Source organism: Ignavigranum ruoffiae (assembly GCF_900110675.1).
Lineage (GTDB): Bacteria > Bacillota > Bacilli > Lactobacillales > Aerococcaceae > Ignavigranum > Ignavigranum ruoffiae.
This window is the reverse complement of sequence record NZ_FOEN01000003.1, coordinates 118,232-144,744: the sequence shown is the minus strand read 5'-3', so window position 1 is coordinate 144,744 and position 26,513 is coordinate 118,232. Positions and strand designations below refer to the sequence as shown.

At 38.5% G+C, this 26,513-nt stretch carries 22 protein-coding genes and 1 pseudogene; 21 read left to right on the top strand and 2 right to left on the bottom strand.

Going from position 1 to position 26,513, the window contains the following annotated elements; all coding sequences use genetic code 11:
• Positions 1-11 precede the first annotated feature (11 nt).
• The 5 genes from jag (at position 12) to BMX34_RS03835 (ending at position 6,440) form a co-directional block, all read left to right on the top strand.
• Complete coding sequence (gene jag / locus BMX34_RS03855) at positions 12-947, top strand: RNA-binding cell elongation regulator Jag/EloR (protein WP_092570971.1); 936 nt, start codon at positions 12-14, stop codon at positions 945-947.
• Positions 948-1,231: 284 nt separating this feature from the next.
• Complete coding sequence (gene treP, locus BMX34_RS03850) at positions 1,232-2,749, top strand: PTS system trehalose-specific EIIBC component (RefSeq protein ID WP_092570969.1); 1,518 nt, start codon at positions 1,232-1,234, stop codon at positions 2,747-2,749.
• Between the two features lie 80 nt (positions 2,750-2,829).
• Positions 2,830-4,494, top strand: a complete 1,665-nt coding sequence (treC, locus tag BMX34_RS03845) for an alpha,alpha-phosphotrehalase (RefSeq protein WP_092570967.1) — start codon at positions 2,830-2,832, stop codon at positions 4,492-4,494.
• Positions 4,495-4,514: 20 nt separating this feature from the next.
• The gene (gene treR, locus BMX34_RS03840; protein WP_092570965.1) at positions 4,515-5,243 is read left to right on the top strand and encodes a trehalose operon repressor; all 729 of its coding nucleotides are present in this window, start codon (positions 4,515-4,517) and stop codon (positions 5,241-5,243) included.
• 57 nt (positions 5,244-5,300) lie between these two features.
• On the top strand, positions 5,301-6,440 hold the full coding sequence (locus tag BMX34_RS03835; RefSeq protein WP_092570963.1) for a GerMN domain-containing protein: 1,140 nt from the start codon (positions 5,301-5,303) through the stop codon (positions 6,438-6,440).
• A gap of 241 nt (positions 6,441-6,681) precedes the next feature.
• Here the strand turns inward: BMX34_RS03835 and BMX34_RS03830 are convergent, their stop codons facing one another.
• A complete protein-coding gene (locus BMX34_RS03830) occupies positions 6,682-7,659 on the bottom strand; it encodes a serine hydrolase (RefSeq protein ID WP_143440724.1) in 978 nt (325 codons plus the stop codon).
• 281 nt (positions 7,660-7,940) lie between these two features.
• On the opposite strand from BMX34_RS03830, the gene mnmE reads away from it, so the two are divergent.
• The 9 genes and pseudogenes from mnmE to BMX34_RS03785 all read left to right on the top strand — a co-directional run bounded on the left by mnmE (position 7,941) and on the right by BMX34_RS03785 (position 17,883).
• Entirely contained in the window at positions 7,941-9,320 is a 1,380-nt protein-coding gene (gene mnmE / locus BMX34_RS03825) for a tRNA uridine-5-carboxymethylaminomethyl(34) synthesis GTPase MnmE (protein WP_092570959.1), read from the top strand.
• A 15-nt stretch (positions 9,321-9,335) separates the two neighbouring features.
• A complete protein-coding gene (locus tag BMX34_RS03820; protein ID WP_092570957.1) occupies positions 9,336-9,815 on the top strand; it encodes an NUDIX hydrolase in 480 nt (159 codons plus the stop codon).
• Positions 9,816-9,833: 18 nt separating this feature from the next.
• Positions 9,834-11,747: a tRNA uridine-5-carboxymethylaminomethyl(34) synthesis enzyme MnmG gene (gene mnmG / locus BMX34_RS03815; protein ID WP_092570955.1), complete on the top strand. Its 1,914-nt coding sequence runs from the start codon at positions 9,834-9,836 to the stop codon at positions 11,745-11,747.
• Between the two features lie 184 nt (positions 11,748-11,931).
• Positions 11,932-12,813, top strand: coding sequence for an ABC transporter ATP-binding protein (locus BMX34_RS03810; protein ID WP_092570953.1), 882 nt, complete (start codon positions 11,932-11,934; stop codon positions 12,811-12,813).
• Positions 12,814-13,575, top strand: a complete 762-nt coding sequence (locus BMX34_RS03805; protein WP_092570951.1) for an ABC transporter permease — start codon at positions 12,814-12,816, stop codon at positions 13,573-13,575.
• Positions 13,572-14,690, top strand: a complete 1,119-nt coding sequence (locus BMX34_RS03800; RefSeq protein WP_092570949.1) for a sensor histidine kinase — start codon at positions 13,572-13,574, stop codon at positions 14,688-14,690. Before BMX34_RS03805 ends, BMX34_RS03800 begins: the two co-directional genes overlap by 4 nt.
• Positions 14,683-15,294 carry a response regulator transcription factor gene (locus tag BMX34_RS03795; protein ID WP_092570947.1) on the top strand — a complete coding sequence of 204 codons (612 nt, stop codon included), beginning with the start codon at positions 14,683-14,685 and terminating at the stop codon, positions 15,292-15,294. Before BMX34_RS03800 ends, BMX34_RS03795 begins: the two co-directional genes overlap by 8 nt.
• Before the next feature lie 312 nt (positions 15,295-15,606).
• Positions 15,607-16,298: pseudogene (locus BMX34_RS03790) on the top strand (DNA alkylation repair protein).
• Between the two features lie 88 nt (positions 16,299-16,386).
• The gene (locus tag BMX34_RS03785; RefSeq protein ID WP_092570945.1) at positions 16,387-17,883 is read left to right on the top strand and encodes a helicase HerA-like domain-containing protein; all 1,497 of its coding nucleotides are present in this window, start codon (positions 16,387-16,389) and stop codon (positions 17,881-17,883) included.
• Between the two features lie 89 nt (positions 17,884-17,972).
• Here BMX34_RS03785 and BMX34_RS03780 read toward each other — a convergent pair whose 3' ends face one another.
• Positions 17,973-19,658 (bottom strand): LPXTG cell wall anchor domain-containing protein, encoded by a 1,686-nt coding sequence (locus tag BMX34_RS03780; protein ID WP_092570943.1) that lies wholly within the window; start codon positions 19,656-19,658, stop codon positions 17,973-17,975.
• Between the two features lie 450 nt (positions 19,659-20,108).
• Between BMX34_RS03780 and rsmG the strand changes: the two genes are divergently transcribed.
• From rsmG to guaB, 7 genes are all read left to right on the top strand, one after another.
• Positions 20,109-20,822: a 16S rRNA (guanine(527)-N(7))-methyltransferase RsmG gene (gene rsmG, locus BMX34_RS03775; protein ID WP_092570941.1), complete on the top strand. Its 714-nt coding sequence runs from the start codon at positions 20,109-20,111 to the stop codon at positions 20,820-20,822.
• Between the two features lie 23 nt (positions 20,823-20,845).
• Positions 20,846-21,610 carry a ParA family protein gene (locus BMX34_RS03770; protein ID WP_092570939.1) on the top strand — a complete coding sequence of 255 codons (765 nt, stop codon included), beginning with the start codon at positions 20,846-20,848 and terminating at the stop codon, positions 21,608-21,610.
• Positions 21,600-22,484 (top strand): ParB/RepB/Spo0J family partition protein, encoded by an 885-nt coding sequence (locus BMX34_RS03765; protein ID WP_092570937.1) that lies wholly within the window; start codon positions 21,600-21,602, stop codon positions 22,482-22,484. The genes BMX34_RS03770 and BMX34_RS03765 overlap by 11 nt, the downstream gene beginning before the upstream one ends.
• Positions 22,485-22,555: 71 nt before the next feature.
• A complete protein-coding gene (locus BMX34_RS03760) occupies positions 22,556-22,717 on the top strand; it encodes a DUF951 domain-containing protein (protein WP_092571069.1) in 162 nt (53 codons plus the stop codon).
• Positions 22,718-22,738: 21 nt separating this feature from the next.
• Positions 22,739-23,839, top strand: a complete 1,101-nt coding sequence (ychF, locus tag BMX34_RS03755) for a redox-regulated ATPase YchF (RefSeq protein WP_092570935.1) — start codon at positions 22,739-22,741, stop codon at positions 23,837-23,839.
• Between the two features lie 11 nt (positions 23,840-23,850).
• The gene (locus tag BMX34_RS03750) at positions 23,851-24,708 is read left to right on the top strand and encodes a DUF1129 domain-containing protein (protein ID WP_092570933.1); all 858 of its coding nucleotides are present in this window, start codon (positions 23,851-23,853) and stop codon (positions 24,706-24,708) included.
• A 176-nt stretch (positions 24,709-24,884) separates the two neighbouring features.
• Positions 24,885-26,363 carry an IMP dehydrogenase gene (gene guaB, locus BMX34_RS03745; protein ID WP_092570932.1) on the top strand — a complete coding sequence of 493 codons (1,479 nt, stop codon included), beginning with the start codon at positions 24,885-24,887 and terminating at the stop codon, positions 26,361-26,363.
• Positions 26,364-26,513 lie beyond the last annotated feature (150 nt).

The window sequence follows — 26,513 nt, the reverse complement described above, 5'->3', positions numbered from 1 at the left end:
AGGAAACATAGATGTTAGATCATAGTATTACGATCAATGCAGAAACGGTAGATGAAGCTATTGCTAAAGGTTTGGCAGATTTAGGAATTGTACGCGAAGAAGCCGAAATTCGGGTGATTAATGAAGGTAAAAAAGGCTTTCTAGGATTTGGTCGACAAGATGCTGTTGTTGTTATTAGCAGAAAAAATAATCAATCACTTTCTGAATTAACAGATGCCCTTGAAGCGGAAATGGAAGCTAAGAAGACACCAAATTCAGCGATTACTCAGCCAAATCAGTCAGAATCAACTGGTGTGATAGAAAATAATGAATCTTATTCATCTGAAAATGAAAAACAAGCTGACGAAAGTACCTTGTCTGAGGAAGAGGTCAATCCGCAAGTTGAAGAAGATTTCGAAGAAAATGAAGCGATGTTAGATCAGGATATTGAGACAAGCTCTTCATTCCAAGATAAAAATGAAACAGATGACAAAGAAACGACTGGACCTGATTTGCATAAAGCGAGTCATATTGTGGCTAATTTTCTGATCGATGTGATTGAAGAATACGGCGCCAATGCGGATATCGAAGTTGAACAAAATAATAATCAAGTAATTTTCAATATCGACACTGATAAGTCAGGTCTCATCATTGGGCGTCACGGAAAAATCATTAATTCTCTGCAAGTACTCGCTCAAACCTTATTGCATCATCATTATCGCCACCGCACAAATGTAACTCTCAACGTTGGTGATTACCGCGACCGTCGGGCAAATATTTTGGAACAGATGGCTAAAAGAACCGCTGATGAAGTATTAAAGACCAAACAACCTGTAATTTTAGATTCTTTACCTGCTTATGAACGTAAGCAAATTCATGCTCATCTATCAAAAATTGATCATATTCAGACGCATTCTGAAGGAAAAGATCCAAATCGTTATCTTGTAGTTGAATATGTTAATGAATAATCAATAAATCGATGAATCATTCATACCTAATATGGGATTTCAGTCAATATTTCTACGTAAGAACGGACTGATTGATCCCTATTAGGTATTTTTTTATTATCCAGATTTTAATATATTTTGCTCTCAAGTTATCGTTGTACAATTAAAATAGAATTAAAAGTATTAAATTAACTTATGATATCTATCATTTAATTTAAGGGAGTGCTTTCATTGCTATTTAACCGTTTTCAATATATACTACAAGTACAAGTTGTATAGACAAGTTCTTAAAGGAGGAAGAATTTATGCCGAACTTTGATAAAGATGCTCAGGATTTGCTCACTTTAATCGGTGGTAAGGAGAATATTAAGGCCGTTACTCACTGCGCAACGCGGATGCGTTTTGCCTTGAATGATCCAGACAAAGCAGATGTAGATGGCATCGAAAATCTCGCTTCAGTAAAAGGTACCTTTACTCAAGCAGGGCAATTTCAAGTAATCGTGGGTAACCAAGTCGCTGATTTTTATAAAGAATTTGAGAAACATTCTGGTATTGTTGAAACATCTAAGGCTCAAGTAAAAGAGGCTGCTGAATCTAATCAATCTTGGTGGCAGAAAGCGATGACCTTCTTGGCTGAAATATTTGCACCAATTATTCCAGCCATTATTGTGGGTGGTTTGATACTCGGATTCAGAAATATTCTAGAAGGTGTAGGATTTGAGGCATTAGGTCAAAAAGTTGTCGATGGTGTGGCTCAAGCCACAGCGAATGGTGATCCGATTTACAACAGTATTGTCGATGTATCACCTTTCTGGAATGGGGTAAACCAATTCTTATGGTTACCTGGGGAAGCTATTTTCCATTTCTTACCAGTTGGGATTACCTGGGCGGTTACTAGAAAATTAGGTACTACCCAAATTTTAGGAATTGTTCTCGGGATTACCTTAGTTTCTCCACAACTTTTAAATGCCTATGGGGCTGCTGATGCCTTAGCTGAAGGAACCGTTCCTCAATGGGATTTTGGTTTCTTCAAGCTAGATATGATTGGTTACCAAGCTCAAGTCCTACCAGCAATGTTTGCCGGATTAGCTTTAGGCTATTTAGAGAAATTCTGGCGAAAAGTTATTCCAGAATATCTTTCTATGATTTTGGTTCCTTTCCTTTCTTTATTACCAGCAGTTATTTTAGCCCATACTGTCTTGGGTCCTGTAGGTTGGTGGCTAGGTAGTCTAATTTCTAGTGTGGTTCTAGCTGGTTTAACAGGTCCATTATCCTGGTTATTTGGTGCGATATTTGGAGCTTTCTATTCTCCACTGGTTATCACTGGTTTACACCATATGACGAATGCAATTGATAGCCAATTAATTGCTGACAGCGGTTCTACTGGCTTATGGCCAATGATTGCTTTATCCAATATTGCCCAGGGATCGGCGGTATTGGCTGTCTGGTGGATGAGTCGGAAAGATGAAGAAGAATCCCAAATTACCATTCCATCAGCCATCTCAGCTTATTTAGGAGTCACTGAACCAGCCATGTTCGGGGTGAACTTGAAATATGTTTATCCTTTCCTAGCCGCTATGATTGGATCTGCTCTAGCTGGATTACTAACTACGACAGTAGGCATTCAAGCGAATTCGATTGGAGTGGGAGGTTTGCCAGGGATTCTAGTTATTCAAATCCAATATTGGTTAATGTTCTTTGTTGCCATGTTAATTGCAGTGGTGGTTCCATTTGTTCTCACACTTAGTTTCAAGAAAATGGAATTCTTAACCAATGCTGGGTTAAAGTTTGATATTCCCTTCTTTAATACGGCCAATAAATAATGATTTCAAGCACTTTAATAGCGTTTTTGTATTTTTCAAAAACGCTATTCTTTATTTAGTCTGTAGAAAGGAAGATTTTCATGAATTTAGGCGAAAAAGTTATTTATCAAGTCTATCCTAAATCATTCTACGATAGCACTGGCAATGGAAAGGGCGACTTAGCCGGTGTGATTGAAAAATTGGATTATATCGCAGATTTAGGAGTAGATTTAATTTGGTTAAATCCTTTTTATCCATCTCCTCAAAAAGATAATGGTTATGATATTTCCGATTATTGTGCCATTGATCCGACCTATGGAACAATGGCAGACTTTGAACGATTGATTGCTGAAGCCGAAAAGCGAGGCATTTCATTAATGCTAGATATGGTGCTTAATCATACCTCGATTGAACATGAGTGGTTCCAAAAAGCGCTCGCTGGAGATCCAGAATATCAGGATTTTTATTATTTAAGGCCGGCTAAAGCCGATGGATCATTACCAACAAATTGGCAGTCGAAATTTGGTGGACCTGCATGGGAGAAATTTGGCGATACCTCACTTTATTATTTACATTTGTATGATGTTAGCCAAGCTGATCTGAATTGGCATAACCCCAAAGTTCGTCAAGCTTTATATCAGGTCATTAACTTCTGGTTAGCTAAAGGTGTGAAGGGTTTACGTTTTGATGTTTTAAATGTTATTGGTAAAGACCCAAATTTTCAGGATAGTCAAGAACCAGGATCTAATCAGGAGAAACATTTATACACTGATACGCCGATCGTACATCAATGGATAAAGGAAATGCATCAGGCTACTTTTGGTCGCTATGATGATATTGTGACGGTTGGCGAAATGTCTTCGACGGATGTTGCCAATGGTATCCGTTATTCCAATCCAACAGAACAAGAGCTTTCGATGATTTTTTCATTCCATCATTTAAAAGTAGACTACCAAGATGGTGAAAAGTGGTCAGATCCTGAATTTGATTTTATAGCGCTCAAGCAAATCCTGGATACTTGGCAAAAAGGGATGTCGGATCATCAGGGATGGAATGCACTGTTCTTAAATAATCATGATCAACCTCGATCCAATTCGCGTTTTGGCGATGTCATTCATTATCCATACGAGACTCAGACCATGCTGGCCACAGCGATTCAGTGTCTCAGAGGAACCCCTTATATTTATCAAGGGGAAGAAATTGGTATGACCGATCCGGGTTATCAAAGTATTGATGACTATGTTGATGTTGAAACCTTAAATCATTATCAAATTTTGCAAGAAAAAGGCTATCCCATTGAGAAAATCATGAATATCATTCGTAAAAAATCTCGCGATAATTCTCGGACACCAATGCAATGGGATAGTAGTAAACATGCTGGTTTCACTAAAGGAACCCCATGGTTAAAAGTTGCTGATAATTATCAAACAATCAATGTTGAACGAGCTAGAAAAGAAGGCAAAATTTATAAATATTACCAAGATCTGATCCAATTAAGAAAAGATTATCCGATTATCCAAGAGGGATCTTATCAAGGAATTCAATTGGATCACCCACAAATTATGGCTTACGAACGTCAATATCAAGGTCAATTTCTATTGGTAGTAAATAATTTCTACGCCCAGCCAAGTAAATTGATGCTACCGAGCAAATATTTAGACAAGTCTAGTCAAAAATTAATCGGGAATGGTCCGCTACAATTTTTAACCGAAGAAATTATGTTACAATCTTACGAAACAGCAGTATTTCTGTTGAAGGATGGTTAAATAGCGTGTAGAGGTGAACCATGAAAAAGTTTGAGAAAATATATTTAGATATTGAACAAAAAATACAGCAAGGTCAGTATCAAAAAGATACTTATTTACCCAGTGAACATCAATTGGCTGAGCAATATCAAGTTTCAAGAGAAACTATTCGTAAAGCTTTGCGTTTACTTGAGGACCATGCTTATATTCAAAAGAAACAAGGATCTGGCTCAATTATTCTGGATTATCGGCGCTTCTCACTGCCAATCAGTGGATTGACGAGTTACAAAGAATTACAAGATCAACAAAATATTTCGGCCAAAACCACTGTCTTGGTTAATGAATTAGTATTATGTCCTCAGTTTTTAGCAGATCAAGAAGATGTTTCTGACCATGAAAAATTTATTCATTTGATTCGAACCCGGGAAGTACAGGGTGAAGTCTTAATTGTTGATGAAGACTACCTGCGTCAACAAATTATCCCAGAAATTCCCAAGGATCGTGCTGAGATTTCTATCTACCAATATTTTGAAGAAGATTTAAATTTAGAGATTGCCTACGCCAGTAAAGAAATTATGGCCAAGCGGGCTGATGAATTTATTAGTCAAGCTTTAGGAATTCAGGAGAATGACTATGTAATGGCAGTTCGAAGTAATGTGTATCTTGAAGACACCACTTTTTTCCAACATACGATTTCCTACCATAAATTAGAAAAATTTAGATTTTATGATTTTGCTCGTCGAAAACAAATTTTCAATGATAAATTTTAAATTTTGATCGAGATTTTATGGTACAATTTGGGAGTGATTAAATTTGAGGAGAGAAGGATGAAAGATACCATCATTAAAATTGGCCTTATCTCACTTAGTATGCTCAGCTTATCAGCCTGTCGTCAAGAACCTATGATACAGTTGAGCGAGGAAAATAAAGCCAAAATTGAAGCCAAAAAAAATCAAGAACAAACTGAGTCGCTCGATCAACAATCGACCACAGAGAGTAATTCAGAGAAAAAAGCAGAAACTCAAGAAAAGCTCAGTATTGATAAGTCTTATTGGCAAACATTAGAAGAAACATCTTCGTTTTCGATACTTGATTTCTTACCTATGCAGGCCAATGAAATTCGCACCTTTAGTAATGGTTCTGCGAGTAAGTCTCTCTATTTAATGTCGACAGACGATCAAAAACAAGTTCAACATATCCTAGTGATTCAAGATAATCAGTTAAAAAATGAATCATATAGTTGGGCTCAGCAAGCTTTAACAAAAAGTTCAAAACAAAATGATTCAAGACTTTTTGTATTAGATTCGGCAGCATCCGAAAATACCTTGCTGATGAAGGAGCCCTTGACATTGACTGATCAAAGTAATGGTATTACCGAGATATACCGCGAAGCTAAGATCGGAGAATCGACCTATCAGAATGTTCTACAAGTTTCAGTGGGGGATCAGACTTATTATTTCGCGCAAGCAGTCGGTTTAATTGCTGTAGAAAATAATAAGGAATCTTGGATAATTCAAGCAAGAAATCAAAATGTTAAATTGATTAGCTCCATACCGGTGGTTGTACCCCAAGCTGATGGATCAAGTTTATTAAGATTGACATCAGGGTCTTTGGACTGGCAGACGAATCAAGATTTAGCTAGTGCATTTACGAATTTGTTCCAGAGTCAAAATTTTATTGGGGCGGATATTGTGGTCAATCAGGTTGAGTTAGCAGATAATACCGTGACGATTGATTTTAGTCCGGGAGTGGTGGCTACTATGAATGCTCATCCTCAAGGAGAACAAGCTGTGATTGCAGCGATTGTTGCCAATGTTCACCAATGGCTGGGTGTTAATCAAGTTCGTTTAACTGTCAATCAATATGGTCTGGCCCCGGATACCTTTACTTATCCCGAGCAAGGAGTCTATCATTATGATGCAAAGTGGTTGGAGGAAGCTCAAACCAATCCCTTTCAAACACAATAGAAGATGATATTAGCCCAAGTTTGGTTGGCAGTCAGCTAATCAGACTTGGGTTTTTGTACGAATTTAATAATTGATCGCAGACATTCTGGTGTGTTCAAGTAATCTGATGTATGGTGAAAGATAAGTTATCAGCAAGTTCGCTAAATCAGTGATAAAGAGATAATTTATTGATTTCATCAGATAAAAAAGACGACTGAAAATATTTCAATCGTCTTCTTTAAAATATTATAATCCTTAAGATTTATTCTTGGCTAGTCTCTGTGATCGTTGAGTCTTCATTTTGAGTTTTGGTGATGGATACGCCTGATTCATTTTTTTTGATATCTATAGGTGTGTATTCTGCTGAAAGATAGTGGCTTCGATACCATTCATTAATTCTTAAACTTAGCATTTCAATAAAAGGATCGGCTTGTTCTTGATTATTGGTATAAATAGCTAGGACATATTGAGCTTGGTTATTCTCATAATAGATGCCAGTATCATGGATATAATTATCTAAACGACCATATTTATTGGCCATTCCTTGAGCAATATAGGAAGTAAAAAGTTGTTTAGGATCAGTTTGTTTCATTAAATTAACGACATATTGGTAATCTGGATTGACCGCAACCTTGATTAACCATTGTTCAGCTAAATAGGCCGAACTATAATTATCGGCAAAAAATTCGCCAGGAACATCATAATAACCCACGAAATCTAGAATTGCTTGACGATTATCGCTAAAAGATCCGTAATTAGACATGAGCGAATACCAGGCACTATTATCCGAATAAATAATGGCATTGGACATCAAGTCTGCCAATGAGGAAGTGGTCCCGGTAGTTCCGCCACCAATATAATCTTCCACATAAGGAATCTGACTATCAAAAGTATATTGTCCCTGTGCAATCAAATCCAGATATAGGGCAACGATGGGAACTTTAATGGTTGATGCGGCAATCATTTGTAAATCAGGATTAATATAATAATGTTGATCACTGGTAAAATTATAGTAAGCAAAACTGATTTCATCGGAATTTATATTATATTCAGCGATTAAATCATTGACTAAGCTCTCGATTGAGTCGTATTCAGCCCCGAGTCCACTTTCTATGTTGTTTTCTTTCATAAGCTCAATATTATAGACTTCGGCATTGTCAATAGCATGAGCAGTCTGAAAAGAGCCTAGACTGATCATAGTAAGGATCACTCCTATAAAGTAACGGAGTATTCTTTTCAAGCTTTTTCCCTCCTTGAAGATAACTGACAGTCTCAATTATAACCCATTATTTAGCGATTGCAATCCTCAGAAAGATAAGTCAGAATCTAAATCTTCAAGATAAATCATTCAATCCCTATGATTTCTGCTTGCGGAAGTTATTTTTCTGCTGTATAATGGCTGAGAAATAAGAGTCAGCAGTCAAAGTGCTTACTAACCTAATTTTGTAATTGGGTTAGTTTAGGCACTTTTTTTATGGATTTAGCCATTTTTTGTTCAATGTTTTAGAAAGGAGACTGACCATGTATGTTAAAGATACTATAGCTGCGATTTCAACTGCATTAGGTGAAGGGGCGATTGGTATTGTTCGTTTAAGTGGTGATCAAGCCGTTGAAATTGCTAATCAGGTGTTTAAAGGTAAAGATTTAGCTCAAGTTCCCAGTCATACGATCCATTACGGCCATATTATTCATCGCAAAGAGCATCGAGTGATTGATGAAGTAATGGTAAGCGTGATGCGAGCTCCAAAAACTTTTACTAGAGAAGATGTTGTTGAAATCAATTGTCATGGGGGGATTATTGCTGTCCAAGAAGTGCTAGATAATGTTCTAGATCAGGGGGCGCGTCTGGCTGAAGCGGGCGAGTTTACTAAGCGAGCCTTTTTAAATGGACGCATTGATTTATCGCAAGCAGAAGCGATTATGGATTTAATTGAAGCCAAGACCAATAAGGCTATGCAAGCTTCAGTCAATCAATTACAGGGAAGTCTGTCGAGAAAGATTCGTCAATTACGCCAAGATATGTTAGAAACTTTAGCTCAAGTTGAAGTCACCATTGATTATCCTGAATATGATGACGTTGAAGAGCTATCTAGTCAAGAATTATTAAATACAGCACAATCAGTTAAAGAGCAAATTCAGCAATTATTAAATCAAGCCCAACAAGGGAAATTGTTCCGCGAAGGGATTAAAACGGCAATTATTGGCCGGCCAAATGTAGGCAAGTCTAGTTTGTTAAATGTCCTATCAGGTTACGAGCGGGCTATTGTTACTGATATTGAAGGAACTACCCGTGATACGATTGAAGAGTTTGTTAATGTTAAAGGAATTCCTTTGAAATTAATTGACACAGCTGGTATTCGTCAAACTGACGAAGTGGTCGAACAAATTGGGGTTAAACGAAGTCACCAGGTGATGCAAGAAGCAGATTTAATCATCTTAATTTTGAATCAAGCTGAGAAATTAACTGATACTGATAAGGAATTATTACGTTTGACCCAAGGGAGTCAACGAATCATTGTCTTAAATAAACAAGATTTACCTAGTCAATTGAATGATGAGGATTTAAGGCCATATAGTTCAGAAGCGGAAATGATTCGAACATCGATGTTGTCTGAAAGTGGTATGAATGATTTAGAACAGATGATTTGGCAAAAATTTGCTAGCGGAGATATTGCTAGCCAGGATGTGACTTATTTATTAAACTCGCGTCACACTCAATTATTGAAACAAGCTAGTTCAGCTTTAGATGAAGTTATCCAAGCTTGTGATTTAGGCATGCCAGTTGATCTGATTCAAATTGATTTTACTAAAGCCTGGGATTTGTTAGGAGAAATTATTGGTGAAGCGGTTCAAGATGAATTAATCACTAAGTTATTTAGTCAATTCTGTTTAGGTAAATAGGAGGCGGACAAGACGATGACCAAACTTTCTACCATTTGTTATATTGATAATGGCTCACAATTGCTATTACTCTTACGAAATAAGAAAGAAAATGATTATCATTGGGGCAAATATATTAGTGTTGGCGGGAAATTCGAGCCAGGAGAAACACCTGAAGAATGTGCAATCCGGGAGATTAAAGAAGAGACAGGTTTAACTGCTACAAAATTAGATTTGCGAGGATTTATTAGTTTTCCCAATTTTCAACATGATGGCGAAGATTGGTACAGCTTTGTCTACCGAGTGACTGATTTTGAAGGAAAGGTCAACTTCGACTCTGATGAAGGGACTCTCTATTGGGTCGACTATGATCAAGTCTTTGAAAAACCTACTTGGCAAGGAGACTATATCTACTTAGATTGGGTGCTAGATCGGTCAATTGATTATTTCTCTGCTAAATTTGTTTATGATGAAGCCGGTCAATTACAAACCTATTCCGTTGATTTCAATAAATAAAGGAGTGAAAATAATACTGTGAAAACTTTTGAAGCCGGACATTATCAAGTTATCGTCGTAGGTGCCGGCCATGCTGGTTCTGAAGCAGCCTTAGCCAGTGCCAGAATGGGTGTTGAGACACTTTTGCTAACTTTAAACTTAGAAATGGTTGCCTTTATGCCTTGTAATCCCTCCATTGGGGGGCCAGCTAAAGGGGTCGTTGTGCGAGAAATTGATGCTCTAGGTGGGCAAATGGGCCAAAACATTGATCAAACGTATATTCAAATGAGAATGTTAAATACTTCTAAGGGACCCGCAGTGCAAGCCTTGAGGGCCCAAGCAGATAAACAAGCCTACGCAAGCTTAATGCGTCAGACATTAGAAGATACCGAACATTTAACCTTAAAACAAGGTTTAGTTGAACGATTAATTGTCGAAGAAGGGGTCATCAAAGGGGTTATTACTAGTACAGGGGCTATGTATTATAGTGATGCCGTTGTCCTCACAGCTGGGACTTCTTCGCGAGGACGGATTTTAATTGGAGATTTAGCTTATTCTTCGGGACCCAACAACACAATTCCTTCGATTAAGTTATCTGAACATTTATTAGAATTAGGGATTGAATTGGTTCGATTCAAAACTGGAACTCCAATGCGCGTCCACCGTGATTCCGTAAATTTTGAGGAAACAGAAATCCAACCGGGTGACGAACAAGCTAATCACTTTTCTTATCTCACTGAAGATAGTGCTTATAAGGGACCAGGCGAACCTTGCTGGCTGACTCATACCAATAGTCAAACCCATGCACTAATCCGAGACAATCTGGATCGAGCTCCGATGTTCTCAGGAATGGTTGAAGGAGTTGGAGCCCGTTACTGTCCGTCGATTGAAGATAAGATAGTGCGATTCGCTGATAAACCTAGACATCAAATCTTTATCGAGCCTGAAGGGTTGCACACTAAAGAAATGTATATCCAAGGTTTATCAACCTCTATGCCGGAAGATGTCCAGCTAGGAATGCTTAAGACCGTCAAGGGTTTAGAACAAGCTCGCTTAATGCGACCCGGCTATGCCATTGAATATGATGTGGTGATGCCTTATCAACTGGGTCTTAGTCTAGAATTGAAAGATTTCCCAGGATTATTTACCGCTGGTCAAATGAACGGTACATCCGGTTATGAAGAAGCAGCCGGACAAGGTCTCATTGCTGGGATTAACGCCGCCTTGAAAGTTCAAGGGAAAGAGCCGTTTATCTTGCGAAGAGATGAGGCTTATATTGGTGTAATGATTGATGATTTAGTGACTAAAGGAACGGCGGAACCTTATCGCTTGCTGACTTCACGAGCTGAATACCGTCTGCTCTTACGTCACGATAACGCTGACTTACGCTTAACGTCAAAAGGGTATAAGATTGGTTTAGTGGACGAACATCGTTACCGTCAGTACTTGAAGAAACATGCTCAGGTTCAAGAAGAAATTGAACGCCTTGAGCAGGTAAGAATTAAACCGTCGACCCCTGGTCTAGCCGAATTATTCGAACGGGTAAATTCAACACCTCTTAAAGATGGTATCTTGGCTAGCGAATTGTTGAAACGTCCTGAAATTCATTATCAAGATTTGGTTCAATTGATTCCTAAAGAGGGACCGATCTTAGATCGACAAACGGCTGAACAAGTTTCGATTCAAATAAAATATGCCGGTTATATTGCAAAAGCCCAACGAAATGTGGATAAGATGAAGTCCTTAGAAGAAAAACAAATCCCAGAGGATATCGATTGGGACCAAATTCCTAACTTAGCCAACGAAGCGAGAGATCGCTTGAAGCGTATTTCACCAACTAGTTTAGGACAAGCTAGTCGTGTCAGTGGGGTTAACCCAGCGGATATAGCTATTCTTTCTGTGTATTTATCTCAACCCTATCGAAATATCGCCCGAATCAAAGACAAGCCGTAAAGTATATAAATATTAAAATAATTGTTATTAAATAAAACGCTTATTTGTATTTTAAACAGTACAAATAGGCGTTTTTTTCGTTTGTCTGATAAAGATATGACATTTGTCATAAGAAAGTCATGATAGCTGTGTCTAGGATAGAGCGGGCTTTCATTTTATAATTAAGCCAAAAGGAGGGGAGCTTATGCAAGAAATTATGAAAATTGAACACTTAGCTAAATCTTTTAAGAAAGATAAAGTATTAACGGATGTCAATTTAAAGGTAAATCAAGGTGAAATTATTGCTTTACTCGGTAGAAATGGGGCGGGTAAATCCACATTAATTAAAATAATCAATGGTTTACTGAAAGCAGATTCTGGCAAAGTTAATTTATTTGGTTATTCAAAAATGAATGCCATAGTACGTGAAAGAACAGCCATGATGTTGCAGGATAATTTTCGATTACGAAACTTAACAGTCTATGAAGCCATTCGACTTGTTCAAAGCCATTATGCCCATCCGCTTCCTTACAATGAACTCATTGAACTTGGCGAATTAGAAAATTTACAAAAGAAGGAAGTGAATCAATTATCCGGAGGGGAACTTCGAAGATTTAATTTTGTTTTAGCGATGGTGGGTGACCCGCAATTAATCTTTCTTGATGAACCTACACCTTCTATGGATAGTCTGAGCCGGCAAATTTTCTGGGAACAGATCACTCTGCTTAAAATGAAGGGGAAAACAATTTTCATTACGAGTCACTATCTGGATGAACTTGAGTCAGTAGCGAACCGAATATTAATTCTTTCCAAAGGCCAAATCGCTTTTGACGGTAATTTACAAGAATTAAGGAATCAATTTGGAGCTGTCAGTGTATCTTTTGTCAGTGATTTAACCAGCGACGTCTTTAAGCAACTGCCTTCTGTGCTTTCATTAGAGGAACTGGATCATAGGTATAATATTAAAACCCAGGAGACTATAAACTTGTTGGCCGAACTCTACCCCTATTTAAATCATATTAAACATATAGAAATTAAAGCGACTTCTTTAGAAACTATTTTCAATCTATTTGAAGGAGGTAAGTAGATGAAACCATTTATTAACCAATTCGAGTTGCATTTCAAAAGGTTGGTTTTACGTGATTTAAAGAGTTATATTGCCGCCTTAATTTTCCCAATTTTCTTTTACTATTTATATACGCGAGTGTTTGCCTGGGAGATGTCCGCAGAGATGTTGAAAATTTGGCAACTTGACTATATGATTAGTATGATTATTTATGGAAATTTGATTACTTCGATTCAAGTAATATCAAGCAGTTTAGTCAAAGATCATCAGGATTATTTCGATTTATTTGTAATTTTAAGTCCTAAATCGAAATTTTATTATTATTGGATGCTGGTTTTGGTTTATTTCTCCTTGAATGCTTTGATTTTTATGCTAATTTCTTCCTTGGCATTTTTCTTAAACCAGGTATCTTTGCCCTTGTTATCGTATTTAGTCTTGCTAGTATTTTCATTATTTGCCAGTGCTATCTTCTCTCTCTTGGGTATCCTGTTGGCCCAATTAAATAATAGTTTATTAGTCAATATCTTAACTAACTTGTTAGTCTTTCCCTTAGCAATTCTAGGGGGTCTATGGTGGCCGATTGAAATCATGCCAGGCTGGTTACAAGACATCGGCAAATTATTACCAACATACCAATCTGCTGCTCTTTGTCGACAATTTATTCATCAAGGTCAAATGAGTGTTGCATTATTACTTCATTTACTGAGCTGGGCGCTGGGTTTAAGTTTATTGATTTTGGTCTTGGTAAAGTGGATACCTTATAAGGAGCCGAAAACTTCATGAAAAATTGGTTTAGAAAATATATTTTGATTCCTCCACCCATGGGCTTGTTTGCTTATTTTTATTTACTCTTTTTGATTCCCATGCTTTATACCAGTTGGTTTTACCCGGAGCCACTGCGTTTTTTATATTTTTTATTGGTCCTCACTTACTTATATTTTTATCGGCAGGGCTATTTTGACGCTTATCAAAACAGTCAAAATCTATTCATTCAATTAATCTTGGCCACGATTGTCGCGATTCCTTCAGGTTACATTTCGATTTTTATTTATACGGGTTGGCAATTTCCTTTTTGGCAGATAAAAGAGAGCCTTTTTCGAAAATATTTAAATATTTATTATGCTTTTGTACTCATAGCAAGTCTGTTTGCCCTAATATTGGTTAACTTTCAAATCCAATTTGAATGGGGTTGGTTATTTTTCGGCTTATTCGTTGTTCTCGTTTCTCCCTTTTTTGCTCGTTATTTGTATTCTTATCAACATAAAATCAATGATTTGAATCTAAATCGCCAGCGTTTAGAAACTATCATTCGTCAAGGTGAAAGAGAGCGTATTGCCCGCGACCTCCATGATAATCTGGGTCAATCTTATTCGATGATTGCCTTAAAGGCTGAATTAGCTAGTAAACTTTTGCAGAAAGATCCAGTTAAAGCTCAGAAAGAATTACTAGAAATTGCCCAGACGTCTCGCGACCATCTGAATTTGGTTAGAAACATTGTTGGCAATCTGCACGAAACAACCATTGCTTCAGTCTTAATTGAAAATCAAAATCAGTTAGGACAAGCCGAAATTATTCTAATAACGAAAGATGAAGAAATTTCTCGAAATTGGCCCCTTGAAATTCAGTATATAATGGGAGCTGTTTTAAAAGAAGCCTTTAATAATGTGGTGCGTCATAGTCAAGCACAGAAAGTTGAGGTAAGCTTTGGCCAAGGAAATACCTATTGGATGAATATTCATGATAATGGAGTCGGTTTATCAGCTTCCTTTGAGCCCTCTTTTGGTATTAAAGGGATGATTTCACGGATTGAAAAAGCGCGAGGAAAGCTATTTATCTCTGGTGACAAGGGTTGTCTATTAAAGGTTGAATTACCGATAAAGGAGGGAGAACGTGATTAATCTATATATTGCCGAAGATCAAGTCATGTTAAATTCAGCCTTGGTGAGTTTGTTAGACTTAGAAGAGGACCTTAATATTCTTGGTTCCGCTCTGGATGGAGAAACTGCGCTCAGGGAGATCAATCACTTAGCCGTTGATGTGGCCATATTGGATATCGAGATGCCTCATATGACAGGATTAGAGCTGGCACATCGTTTAAAAGATGAGAAACCAGCGGTATTAGTGATTATCTTGACGACTTTTGCCAAACAAGATTACTTTGAACAGGCGGTAGAGGCAGATGTCAAAGGCTATTTATTGAAAGATAGTCCAACTGAACATTTAATTGAAACAATTCACGCCGTCATAGATGGTGATACTGTTTATGATCCCAAGCTGGTTCGTCATGTGTTACGGGCAGAACGTAATCCGTTAACCCCGCGCGAACAAGAAATTCTGTTAAAACTAGATCAAGGATTGGCCACTCAATCTATTGCGGATCAATTATTTTTGAGTCAAGGGACCATTCGTAACTATATTTCCTCAATATTAAGTAAAACGGGAGCACAATCGCGAATCGAAGCACTGAATATTGCGCGTTATCATGGCTGGTTAAATCACTAGTTACCTGATTATGTTAAAATAAATGATATTACAAAAAGAAAAGGTGCATAATGTGTTGGCCAAGCTACTCTCATTTATTTGTGGTTTTGTTTTAGGAATCCTGCTAGCGTTTTATCAGATTAAATATTATTTTTATGGAACCGTTTTGATAATATTTCTTGTGATGCTTCAGTCTGGTTCTTTTCAATCATTGAAGTCCCTGACTAAGGAAAGAGAAGCACTTACTTCTAAAATAGGACAATACATCGGTCTATTTTGCTTGGCTTACATTCTGTCAGGTTTGCTAAAGATGTTTTATTCTTAGGAGGAATTATGCAAAATCTGGATACTCTGATCTCGACCCTGCTTGACCACGAAGATTTGACGGTAGCCAAAGGGATGGCAGCCTATCAGAAAAATCAATTTAAATTCTTGGGAATCAAAGCCCCACAGAGACGGGAATTGAGTCGTGCTTGGCTACATCAGGCCAAGTTAGAGGTTCGTCAAAGATATCAAGAACAAGTGTCCCCTTATATTGATTGGCCAATGGTTAGAGATTTATGGGCCTTAGATTTTAGAGAGGCTCAGTATATAGCCGCGGATTACCTAAAATCAGTCGAAAACTATCTGCTAGAAGAAGATCTTGATCAGTTACAGCAATTTATTGTCGATAAATCATGGTGGGATTCAGTAGATGTTCTGGTTAAAAGAGTAGGAACTCTGGTTCACAAATATCCTTCGCTGGAAGCACAAATCTTAACTTGGTCTCAAGCGGAGAACATTTGGTTAGTTCGTACTTCAATTATTCATCAATTAGGCTTGAAAGAAGGCACTGATCTAACATTGTTAAGTAAAGGCATTGATAATAATCTAGAGAGTCAGGAATTTTTTTTAACAAAGCAATTGGTTGGGCGTTACGAGAATATGCCAAAACGGATCCAGAATGGGTCAAAAAATTTGTGCAAGAGCGTGCTTCAAAGATGAGTTCTCTCAGTCAACGAGAAGCTTTAAAAAATTTAGCTTAATCAGAGAATTTGTCAGTATCTTTCTTATCCTGTTCACAGGGTAGATATGGTAAGATAAGGATGACTAAATCTGATGGAGGAAGAGACAATGGCAGAATCAATTCAATTTGGCTTTGGTAAAGAAGTTGCGCAATTACATTTGGATAAGTTGAACCGTCATGGCATTATAGCCGGTGCTACCGGGACGGGTAAGACGATTACCCTGAAAGTCTTGGCTGAACAACTGAGTCGAGCAGGAGTTCCTGTATTTCTTTCTGATGTCAAGGGTGACATCATGAGCTTGGCTGAGGAAAATCAAAGTGAAGATCTAAGTCAGCGTTTAACCGATACTCATTATACGGATTATGAACGTCAAAGTTTCCCCATTGAAATTTGGGATGTATTAGCTGAGGAAGGCTTGCCTTTGCGCTTTACCGTCTCTGAAATTGGGCCGATTCTTCTGACCAAAATTCTAGGCCTCAATGATGTTCAAGAAAGTATATTAAATATAGTCTTTGATGTAGCAGATAAACAAAGTTTATTACTGATTGATTTAATGGATCTTCGTGCCATGCTCAATTATGTAGCTGACCATGCCAGCGAATTAAGTCAACATTATGGCAACATTGCCAAAAGTTCGGTAGGAGCTATATTAAGAAGCTTAGTGGTCTTAGAGCAGCAGGGAGCCGATAAATTTTTTGGCGAACCGAGTTTAGAAGTTCAGGATCTCTTCCGAACTAACGATCAAGGTTTAGGAATGATTAATATTCTCAATGCCAAAGAGTTATATAAACTTCCTACCTTATATGCGATGGTGCTTTTTGCATTACTTTCTGATTTATATGAGAATCTTCCGGAAGAGGGTGATCTCCAACAACCTAAATTGGTCTTCTTCTTTGATGAAGCCCATACCCTCTTTAAAGATACTCCACAAGCTTTAGTGGATAAGATTGAACTTGTCGTTCGACTCATTCGATCCAAAGGGATCGGAGTCTTCTTCGTTACCCAGAATCCGACGGATATTCCTGATTCGGTAGCTAATCAATTAGGGAATCGAATTCAGCATGGTTTACGTGCCTTTACTCCTAAGGAGATTAAGACCGTGAAAGTCGTGGCAGAGACCTTCCGACAAGATGATCAAGCGGATTTAAGCCAAGTCATTCAGAATTTACAGGTAGGCGAGGCAGTGATTTCGACTTTACAAGCTGATGGCACGCCAAGTATTGCCGATAAGGTTATGATTTATCCACCGATGTCAAAGATTGGCACCATTGATCCTTCCTTAATTTTACAAATTATTAATCGATCTGCCTTGATGGATAAATATGACGAACCCGTTAACCGAGAAAGTGCTCATGAACAAATTCTTAAAGCGACTCAAGAACAAGAGCAAGCTTTAATTCAAGCTGCTGAAGCAGAAAAAGCGACCAAAGCCCAAAAGGAAGTTGAAGAAGCTCCGGCCAAAAAAGAAAAAACAGAGACCAGCAGGTCTAGCCGACGGACTGATTCTAATTTCGATCGCTTTACCAAGAATATGATGTCCTCTGTTGGACGTGAATTAGGCCGGATGATTACCCGTTCAATCACTGGAATGATAAAAAAATAATTAAAATCAGAACCCCCTTCAAACCAGTTAGGAATGAAGGGGGTTCTATGCGATTTTATAGCAAGAGTTAGTTAACTGATGCTATTTGATTAGTGTTTAAATTTCTTTAAGAGTAAACCAATGGCTCCTATTAAAGAGAATCCTGATAAACTTAGGTAGTTACCTATTTGACTTTCTCCTGTATTAGGAAGTTGGGCTTGATTTGAAGATTCGGTTGAGGAACCTTCGCCTTCGCTATTGCCTGGTAAACCGGGTTGAGTGGGTTTATTTGCATCGACATAATAGTTTAGGCTGAGCTCTCCTCCATTCTCTGGAATTTCTAAATAGGCTTCTGCTAAAGCTTGTCCTTCAAGCCCATATAGGGTTGTTTTGTATTCGCCTGGTAACAAGTCTAATGGTACCAAGCCTGCTTCATTCACCTTATATGAATAAACACCTGAAGGAGTATCCACTTTAATGACGTATGGATCGGTGAGTAATTGATCGTTGAGATAGGCTGATACCGTGTAATTTACTGGTAGATTTTCTTGAGGACTCGTAAAGATAGCCGTTAACTCGCCACCTTCTTCCGGAATTGTTAGATAACTGGTCGCGTAATGTTGACCTTTAATGTTATATAGATTTAATTGATAGTCACCTGGTAATAAATCAAGGGGGATGTAACCCTCAGCGTCAGCCATAAAGCTGTATGTATCATTTTCGGTAATTATTTTAATTAAGGCGCCTTCACCGAGAGGTTCATCATTTAAGAAACCTCGAACCGTATAGTTAATACCAATTGGATCAACAGGCGCGGCATCTTTACTATGATAATTTATATTCAGCGTGCCACCTGATTCTGGAATGATCAGGGGTGCCTCATCAATATATTTACCATCTTTATTGTAAAGAACGGTTTGATATTCTCCAGTTTCTAGTGCTATCGTAAATTCACCTTCTTCACCCACAGTGTAGGTGTAGACTTCTTCATCAGAATAAACTTTAACAAACCAACCTGTTTCTACAAGATCTTGATCGAGAGTGGTTTGAACGGGATATTCAGTAAATGACGGAACATCATAAGTTGAGAAGAACAGATTTTTGACGTCTGTATCTTTGTCCACTGAGAATTTTAACTTATTAGAAATCTTTGTACCATCGGCAGAAATCAGTTTGGCCATGTATTCGCCAGGAACGAGGTCAAGTTCAATTTGCCCTTGTTCTTCTAAGATATAGTCTTGTTCACCATTTTGTTGCGTTAATATGAGTCGTGAGCCAGGTTCGACGGCTAGATCATTTAGATATAGGTTGAGTACCAGAGTTTGAGTGAGCTCTTCCGCTAATTCAAAGTGTAGCGTGACAGGTCCACCCTCTTCCGGCACGACTAGAACACCCTGACTCCCTTCAGTTTCGATAGGAATTCCTTCAGCAGAGACTAATTGGACTTGATATTCCCCACTAGCATAGTTTATTTCAAATTGACTTTGACTATCAACAGGTCTTAAGTCAACGCCAATAGTTTTGCTCTCAATACTTACCCCCATTCCTTGAGGGATTGGTTCCCCGTTGACCAATACTTGGACAGTCGTGGTAGGATTGACAGTTTCAGCATTTTCTTGTGGGGAATTTTCTTCTTCAATAGAAGTTTCTTCTGTCATAGTTTGACTGCTTTCAATAGTTTCTGTTTCAGAGGTTTCAGAGACGGTAGTTGTTTCCTGAGCATTAATCACGGGAATACTTCCAAGCAAGATTAAACTTGAGGAAGTGAACGCTAATACTTTTTTCAAGTTTTGCATGTCTTTTCTCCTCCTTTATATAGTATGACATGAACTCAGAGAACGACAGTTGTGCCAAAGTAACAAACGACTTTATTCAATTTTTATTTAATTTTCTGAGATAGTATCTTTCCTTATCTCACTATCTAAAGTATAGCGACTAGCCATGAAGACTTAATAAAGATACTAAGAAAGAGTCTAGAAATAATTATTAAGAAAGTTAAAGACATTATGAATTGAGCTTATATGATACCATAAGTGTTTTGGAAAGGTTTTCTTCACAGAAAAATCATAAGTTTGAATTTTTTCCAATAAAATCTTTAGTTTTGCCGACAAAATATTTTGAACAAAAAGTTCGCTTCAGTATGGTGAATAATTTATCAGTAGAGGTTGCTATTCTTTATAAATTTCGCTATAGTAGGCATGTGTGAAACATTATTGTTTCACAAATTTTAACGGAGGAGCTTGAGATTGAACGAAGAAAAATTTATACAGGCTTTGGCGGAAAAAAACATCCAACTTTCGGAAAAACAGCTTCAACAATTTGATCGATACTTTTCATTGTTAGTTGAATGGAATCAAAAAATCAATCTCACAGCCATCACCGAACATGATGAGGTATATTTAAAGCATTTTTATGATTCATTAGTACCTTTATGGTGGGTGGAGATTCCTGAAGCTGCGAAAGTTGTCGATGTAGGCGCTGGCGCAGGATTCCCTAGTATTCCGATTAAAATTATCCGTCCAGATATTCAATTAACCATTATTGATTCGCTGAACAAACGCATAAATTTCTTAAATGAATTAGTGGCTGATTTGGGTTTGACTGGGGTTGAGGCGGTTCATGCTCGGGCTGAAGAAGCCGGTCAAGATCAGGCTTACCGTGGTCAGTATGATCTGGCAACTGCGCGGGCCGTCGCTTCTTTAAATATTTTAGTCGAGCTCTGCCTTCCTTTTGTCAAAAAAGGCGGTCACTTTATTGCCTTGAAAGGACAAGATGCTCATAATGAGCTGATTGAAGCTAAACGGGCCATCACTTTATTAGGGGGTAAATTCGAAGCAGAATTTCATGAGACGTTACCTCAAGAAGAAAGTTATCGGGCGATCATAGATATCCGTAAGACCCTCGATACACCTAATAAATACCCACGACGACCAGGAAAACCAAATAAGCAACCACTGTAGTGAGACTAAAGGAGGACGATATTATGGGAAGAATGATTGCCGTAGGTAATCAAAAAGGAGGCGTTGGTAAAACTACAACGACCGTCAACCTAGGGGCAGCCCTTGCTTCTTTAGGTAAAAAAGTATTAATTATCGATTCGGATTCACAGGGAAACGCGACCAGTGGTTTAGGTGTTGAAAGAGGTCAAGTCAAACAAAGTTTATATGAGGTATTGGTGAATGAAGTCCCACTAGAATCGGTTATTTTGGAAACAAGCGCCAAAGGCTTAGATATTGTTCCTTCTAATATTCAGTTAGCGGCGGCCGAACTTGAATTAGTCGGCGTCAAGAATCGAGAAGCCCGTCTAAAACAAGCGATAGAGCCGGTGCGTGATCAGTATGATTATATTTTGGTGGATTGCCCACCGTCTTTAGGACAATTATCAATTAATGCCTTTACTGCTGCGGATACCATCTTAATACCGGTTCAGGCCGAATATTATGCCTTAGAGGGATTAACACAGTTATTAAATACGATTCGTTTAGTCCAAAGATCTTATAACCGTAACTTCCGCATTGAGGGTGTATTGATTACGATGCTGGATGCCCGAACGAATTTAGGTTTTGAAGTGGTAGAAGAAGTCAAAAAATATTTCCAAGAGAAAGTCTACAAGACCTTAATTCCGCGTAATATTCGCTTGTCTGAAGCCCCTTCCTATGGCCAATCCGTTATTGATTATGATCCGCGTTCGCGAGGAGCTGAGATGTATATGGAATTAGCAAAGGAAGTGATTGCCAATGACCAATAAATCAAAGAAACGTAGTGGATTGGGTCGGGGGATTGACGTCCTCTTTGAAGCTTATGAAGAAACTCCCAATGAGAATGAAGTGGTTGAGGAGATTGCTTTAGCAGAGATCCGTCCCAACCCTTATCAACCTCGGAAACACTTCAATGAGGAAGCTTTAGCTGAATTGGCTGAGTCGATTAAACAATCTGGCGTTTTTCAACCGGTGATTCTAAGACAATCTTCTATCAAAGGTTATGAATTAATTGCGGGTGAACGACGAGTTCGTGCCAGTCGTATGGCTGGGAAAACAACCATACCCGCGATTATTCGTCAACTGGATGAAGAACGGATGATCGAAATTGCAGTGGTAGAGAACTTACAACGGGAAGACTTGAGTCCACTTGAAGAAGCAGAGGCTTATAATGTCTTAATGGATAAATTAAATCTGACCCAAGTGGAAGTGGCCGAACGGATTGGTAAAAGCCGACCTTATATTGCGAACTATTTACGCTTGCTTTCTTTGCCTGAAGCCGTTAAAACTATGGTCAATCAAGAAGAATTATCCATGGGCCAAGCTCGGACCCTTCTAGCTTTAAAGGACAAAAGCCAACTACCTAATTTAGCTAAAAAAGTCATTAAGGAAAAATTAACCGTCCGCCAATTAGAAGATTTGGTCCAACAGTTAAATCAGAAACAAGAACCTCGTAAAGAAAAAAAGGCTAAAAAAACACCTACAAAGCCCCAACATATTATCGAGATTGAACAACATATTGAGGAATTCTTAGGAACTCAAACCAATATTTCTCAAAGAGGAAATAAAGGGAAGATTGAGATCGAATTCTTCTCGGAGTCAGATTTGATGCGGATTTTGGATATTCTTAATATCCAAATTTAGCAGTTTAGATTAGATATAAAGAGGTGAGCGAAGTGCAAACCAAAGATTATGATAAATTTGATATCGTAGAAATGAAGAAACCCCATGCTTGCCAAACAAATCGTTGGCAGATCATTCGAATGGGTATGGATATACGGATTCGCTGTCAGAATTGTGACCATATTGTTACCATGACTCGACGCAATTTCGAGAAAAAATTAAAAAAAGTTATCGAAAAAGCTAAGCAAGATTAAAGAAGAGAGTGTGATTGAATTATGCCATTAACGGCCGGAATTGTAGGCTTACCTAATGTTGGTAAATCGACCCTTTTTAATGCGATTACCAAAGCTGGTGTTGAAGCGGCAAATTATCCTTTTGCAACGATTGATCCCAATGTCGGTGTTGTAGAAGTACCAGATAAGCGATTAGATGATATTACCCAGATTGTACAACCCAAGAAGACAGTGCCAACGACATTTGAATTTACCGACATTGCCGGTATTGTTAAGGGAGCCAGTAAGGGTGAGGGACTAGGAAATAAATTCTTGGCCAATATTCGGCAAGTCGATGCTATCTGTCAAGTGGTAAGATGTTTTGAAGATGATAATATTACTCATGTTGATGGCCGAGTTGATCCTGTATCAGATATTGAGACGATTAATTTAGAATTAATCTTGGCAGACTTGGAATCCATCGATAAAAGATTGAGTAAGACAAGTAAGATGGCTAAAGCAAAAAATGCCGAAGCCATGGCTGAACTTGAAGTTCTGGAGAAATTAAAAGAAGCCTTAGAAGCAAATCGTTTAGCCAATAGTGTGGAATTCAGCAAAGAGCAAGAGCCGATTGTCAAGAGTCTATTCTTATTAACTCGCAAAAAAATGCTTTACGTGGCTAATATTGGAGAAGATGAAGTGGCTGATCCAAGCTCAAATCCTCATTTACAAGCCGTTCAAGCTTTGGCGGAAGAGCAAGGGGCTCAAGTGGTGCCAGTCTGTGCCTCATTAGAAGAAGAAATTGCCTTATTAGATGAAGCGGAAAAGGCAGAATTTCTGGCTGATTTTGGCCTGGAAGAATCCGGACTTGATCGATTAATTCAAGCTTCTTATGCCTTGTTAGGGCTGGGAACTTATTTCACTGCCGGTGTCCAAGAGGTCCGAGCTTGGACCTTCAAATTGGGTATGAAAGCTCCACAAGCTGCTGGCGTCATTCATAGTGATTTTGAGCGCGGCTTCATCCGAGCAGAGACTATGTCCTATGAAGATCTGATGAAATACGGTAGCGAACATGCGGTGAAGGAAGCTGGACGTTACCGCTCTGAAGGTAAGGATTACCTGGTTCAAGACGGTGATATTATGCTGTTCAGATTCAATGTTTAAAGGAGAATAATATGAGTGAAGAAAAGAAAAACTTAGAAAAACAATCGACGGCTCAGGCTGATCCAAGTCTGGAAGAAAGCCAAAAAACAACTGAGCTAGAAGAGGCTCAGCTAGAAGAAATTGTCCAACAGGAAGAAATTGATCAGGTTGAAGAGCCTCAAGCGAATGAGATGGAAGCCAATGAGTCCAAAGAAATTATGGCTGGGGTTACGCAGAAAAATTTTGACCGCTTAACGAATAAAAACCAACAATTCATTGTTACTTTAGATCGGCAACTGCATAATGAAATGCATTTTGAAGTCCGTCGTAAAGTCTTTGAAGAAATTGTAGAGACCCTCTTAGCCGGTCAAGAACACTCACAAACTGCTAAACATATTTATGGGACGCCCACTGAACTGGCACAGGTGATTCGTGATCAAGAATTGACTCATAAAATGGAAGCAGAACAAGCTCCGTCCAGTGATTTATTAATTGGTATTGATGGGGCCTTGTTCTTAGGTTCTCTCTTTACCTTTGTATCAGGACTTTCTATGGTCATGGCAACAGACAAAGCCAACACTCAAACCTATATGGGTGTCATTACTATGATTATCAATTATATTGTGGCTGGTTTTGCCATGCTAATGACCGCCAAAAACTTGCCAAATCCCGATGCTGAAAAAGGCAAGAAAGGATATTTACGTTATTTCCTCGTTTCTATCTTAACTATGGTATCTTGGTTCTTAATAGTTTCCTTCAGTGTAGTCATCTTACCGAGATCAATTAACCCGGTTCTGCCAGGGGTTATTTATATGATGATTGGTGGGGTCACTTTCGCCCTGCGCTTTTATCTTCGTCGGCGCTATAATATTAAAGGTGGCGTATTCTAACACAGGAGAAAGTCTGCATTTAGCAGGCTTTTTTCTTTAAACTAATATGAAATTGAGCTAAAATCCGTACGATTTTCTAAGAATTTGATTAATTATTAGTTTTTCGGTTGAACTCTCTGGCCAAACGTGATACCTTAGTTCAAATTAAGCAAGAATAATTTATAGGAGGAAGATACATGACCCCATGGGAAAGCAAATTTAAACGTGAAGGATATACTTTTGATGATGTATTGTTAGTGCCAGCTGCAAGTGAAGTCTTACCTAACGATGTGGATCTTTCGATTGAATTGGCGCCAAAACTAAAATTAACCATCCCAATTATTTCTGCGTCAATGGATACAGTCACTGATTCTGTGATGGCAATCGCGATGGCTCGCCAAGGGGGTCTAGGAGTCATCCATAAGAATATGTCAATTGCTGATCAAGCCGAAGAAGTTCGTAAAGTCAAACGATCAGAGAATGGAGTTATCTTCGATCCATTCTATTTGACGCCTGAACATACGGTTCAAGATGCTGAAGCACTTATGTCTAAATATCGGATTAGTGGGGTGCCGATTGTTAAAGATGAAGATGACTTAACCTTAGTTGGAATTATTACCAACCGAGACATGCGCTTCATCACTGATTTCTCCCAACGCATCGAATCAGCGATGACCCGCGAAGGTTTAGTGACTGCTCCGATCGGAACTTCCTTAGATGAAGCCAAGGAAATTCTTCATCAACATCGGATTGAGAAATTACCTTTAGTTGATGAAGCGGGTAAATTGTCCGGTTTAATTACCGTCAAAGATATTGAAAAAGTCGTAGAATATCCTAATGCTGCTAAAGATGAGCAAGGTCGCTTGTTAGTAGCCGCTGCCATCGGCATTACGCAAGATACCTTTGAACGTGCCAAAGCGTTGATTGAACAACAAGTTGATGCGATTGTGGTTGATACTGCCCATGGTCATAGCGCAGGCGTGATTCGAAAAATCAAAGAAATTCGTCAAACTTATCCAAACGTGACCATTATAGCTGGGAACGTGGCTACCGCCGAAGGAGCACGCGCCTTATTTGAAACAGGTGTAGATGTAGTTAAAGTCGGTATTGGACCGGGATCAATCTGTACGACACGGGTCGTGGCTGGTGTGGGTGTTCCTCAACTGACAGCTATATACGAAGCAGCAAGTGCAGCCAAAGAATTCGGCAAGACGATTATCGCCGATGGCGGCATTAAATATTCTGGGGATATTGTGAAGGCCTTAGCGGCTGGCGGACATGCAGTTATGTTAGGATCTATGTTAGCAGGAACTGACGAATCCCCTGGTGAATTTGAAATTTATCAAGGACGACGGTTCAAAACATACCGCGGTATGGGTTCATTAGCAGCTATGGAGAAGGGATCTTCTGATCGTTACTTCCAATCTAAGACCGAAGCCAATAAATTAGTTCCTGAAGGCATTGAAGGTCGTGTGGCTTATAAAGGTAGCGTGAAAGATATTATTTTCCAAATGGTCGGCGGATTACGCTCAGGTATGGGCTATGTCGGTGCTAAAAATCTGGAAAGCTTACGAGAAGAAGCTCAATTCGTTCGGATGTCGGGAGCTGGGTTAATTGAATCTCACCCGCATGATGTTAACATTACTAAAGAAGCACCAAACTATTCTCGTCAATAATTTGTATCAAAAGGAGCTGGGCCTGGGTAAGGCTTGGCTTTCTTTTTTTACATATTTTTTACATTATGGCTAGCTTTCTAAATAAACTTAAAAATCAATGAGGAATAGGGTATAATAGGGAATGAACTTACAAGTAAGGGGATGATAAAG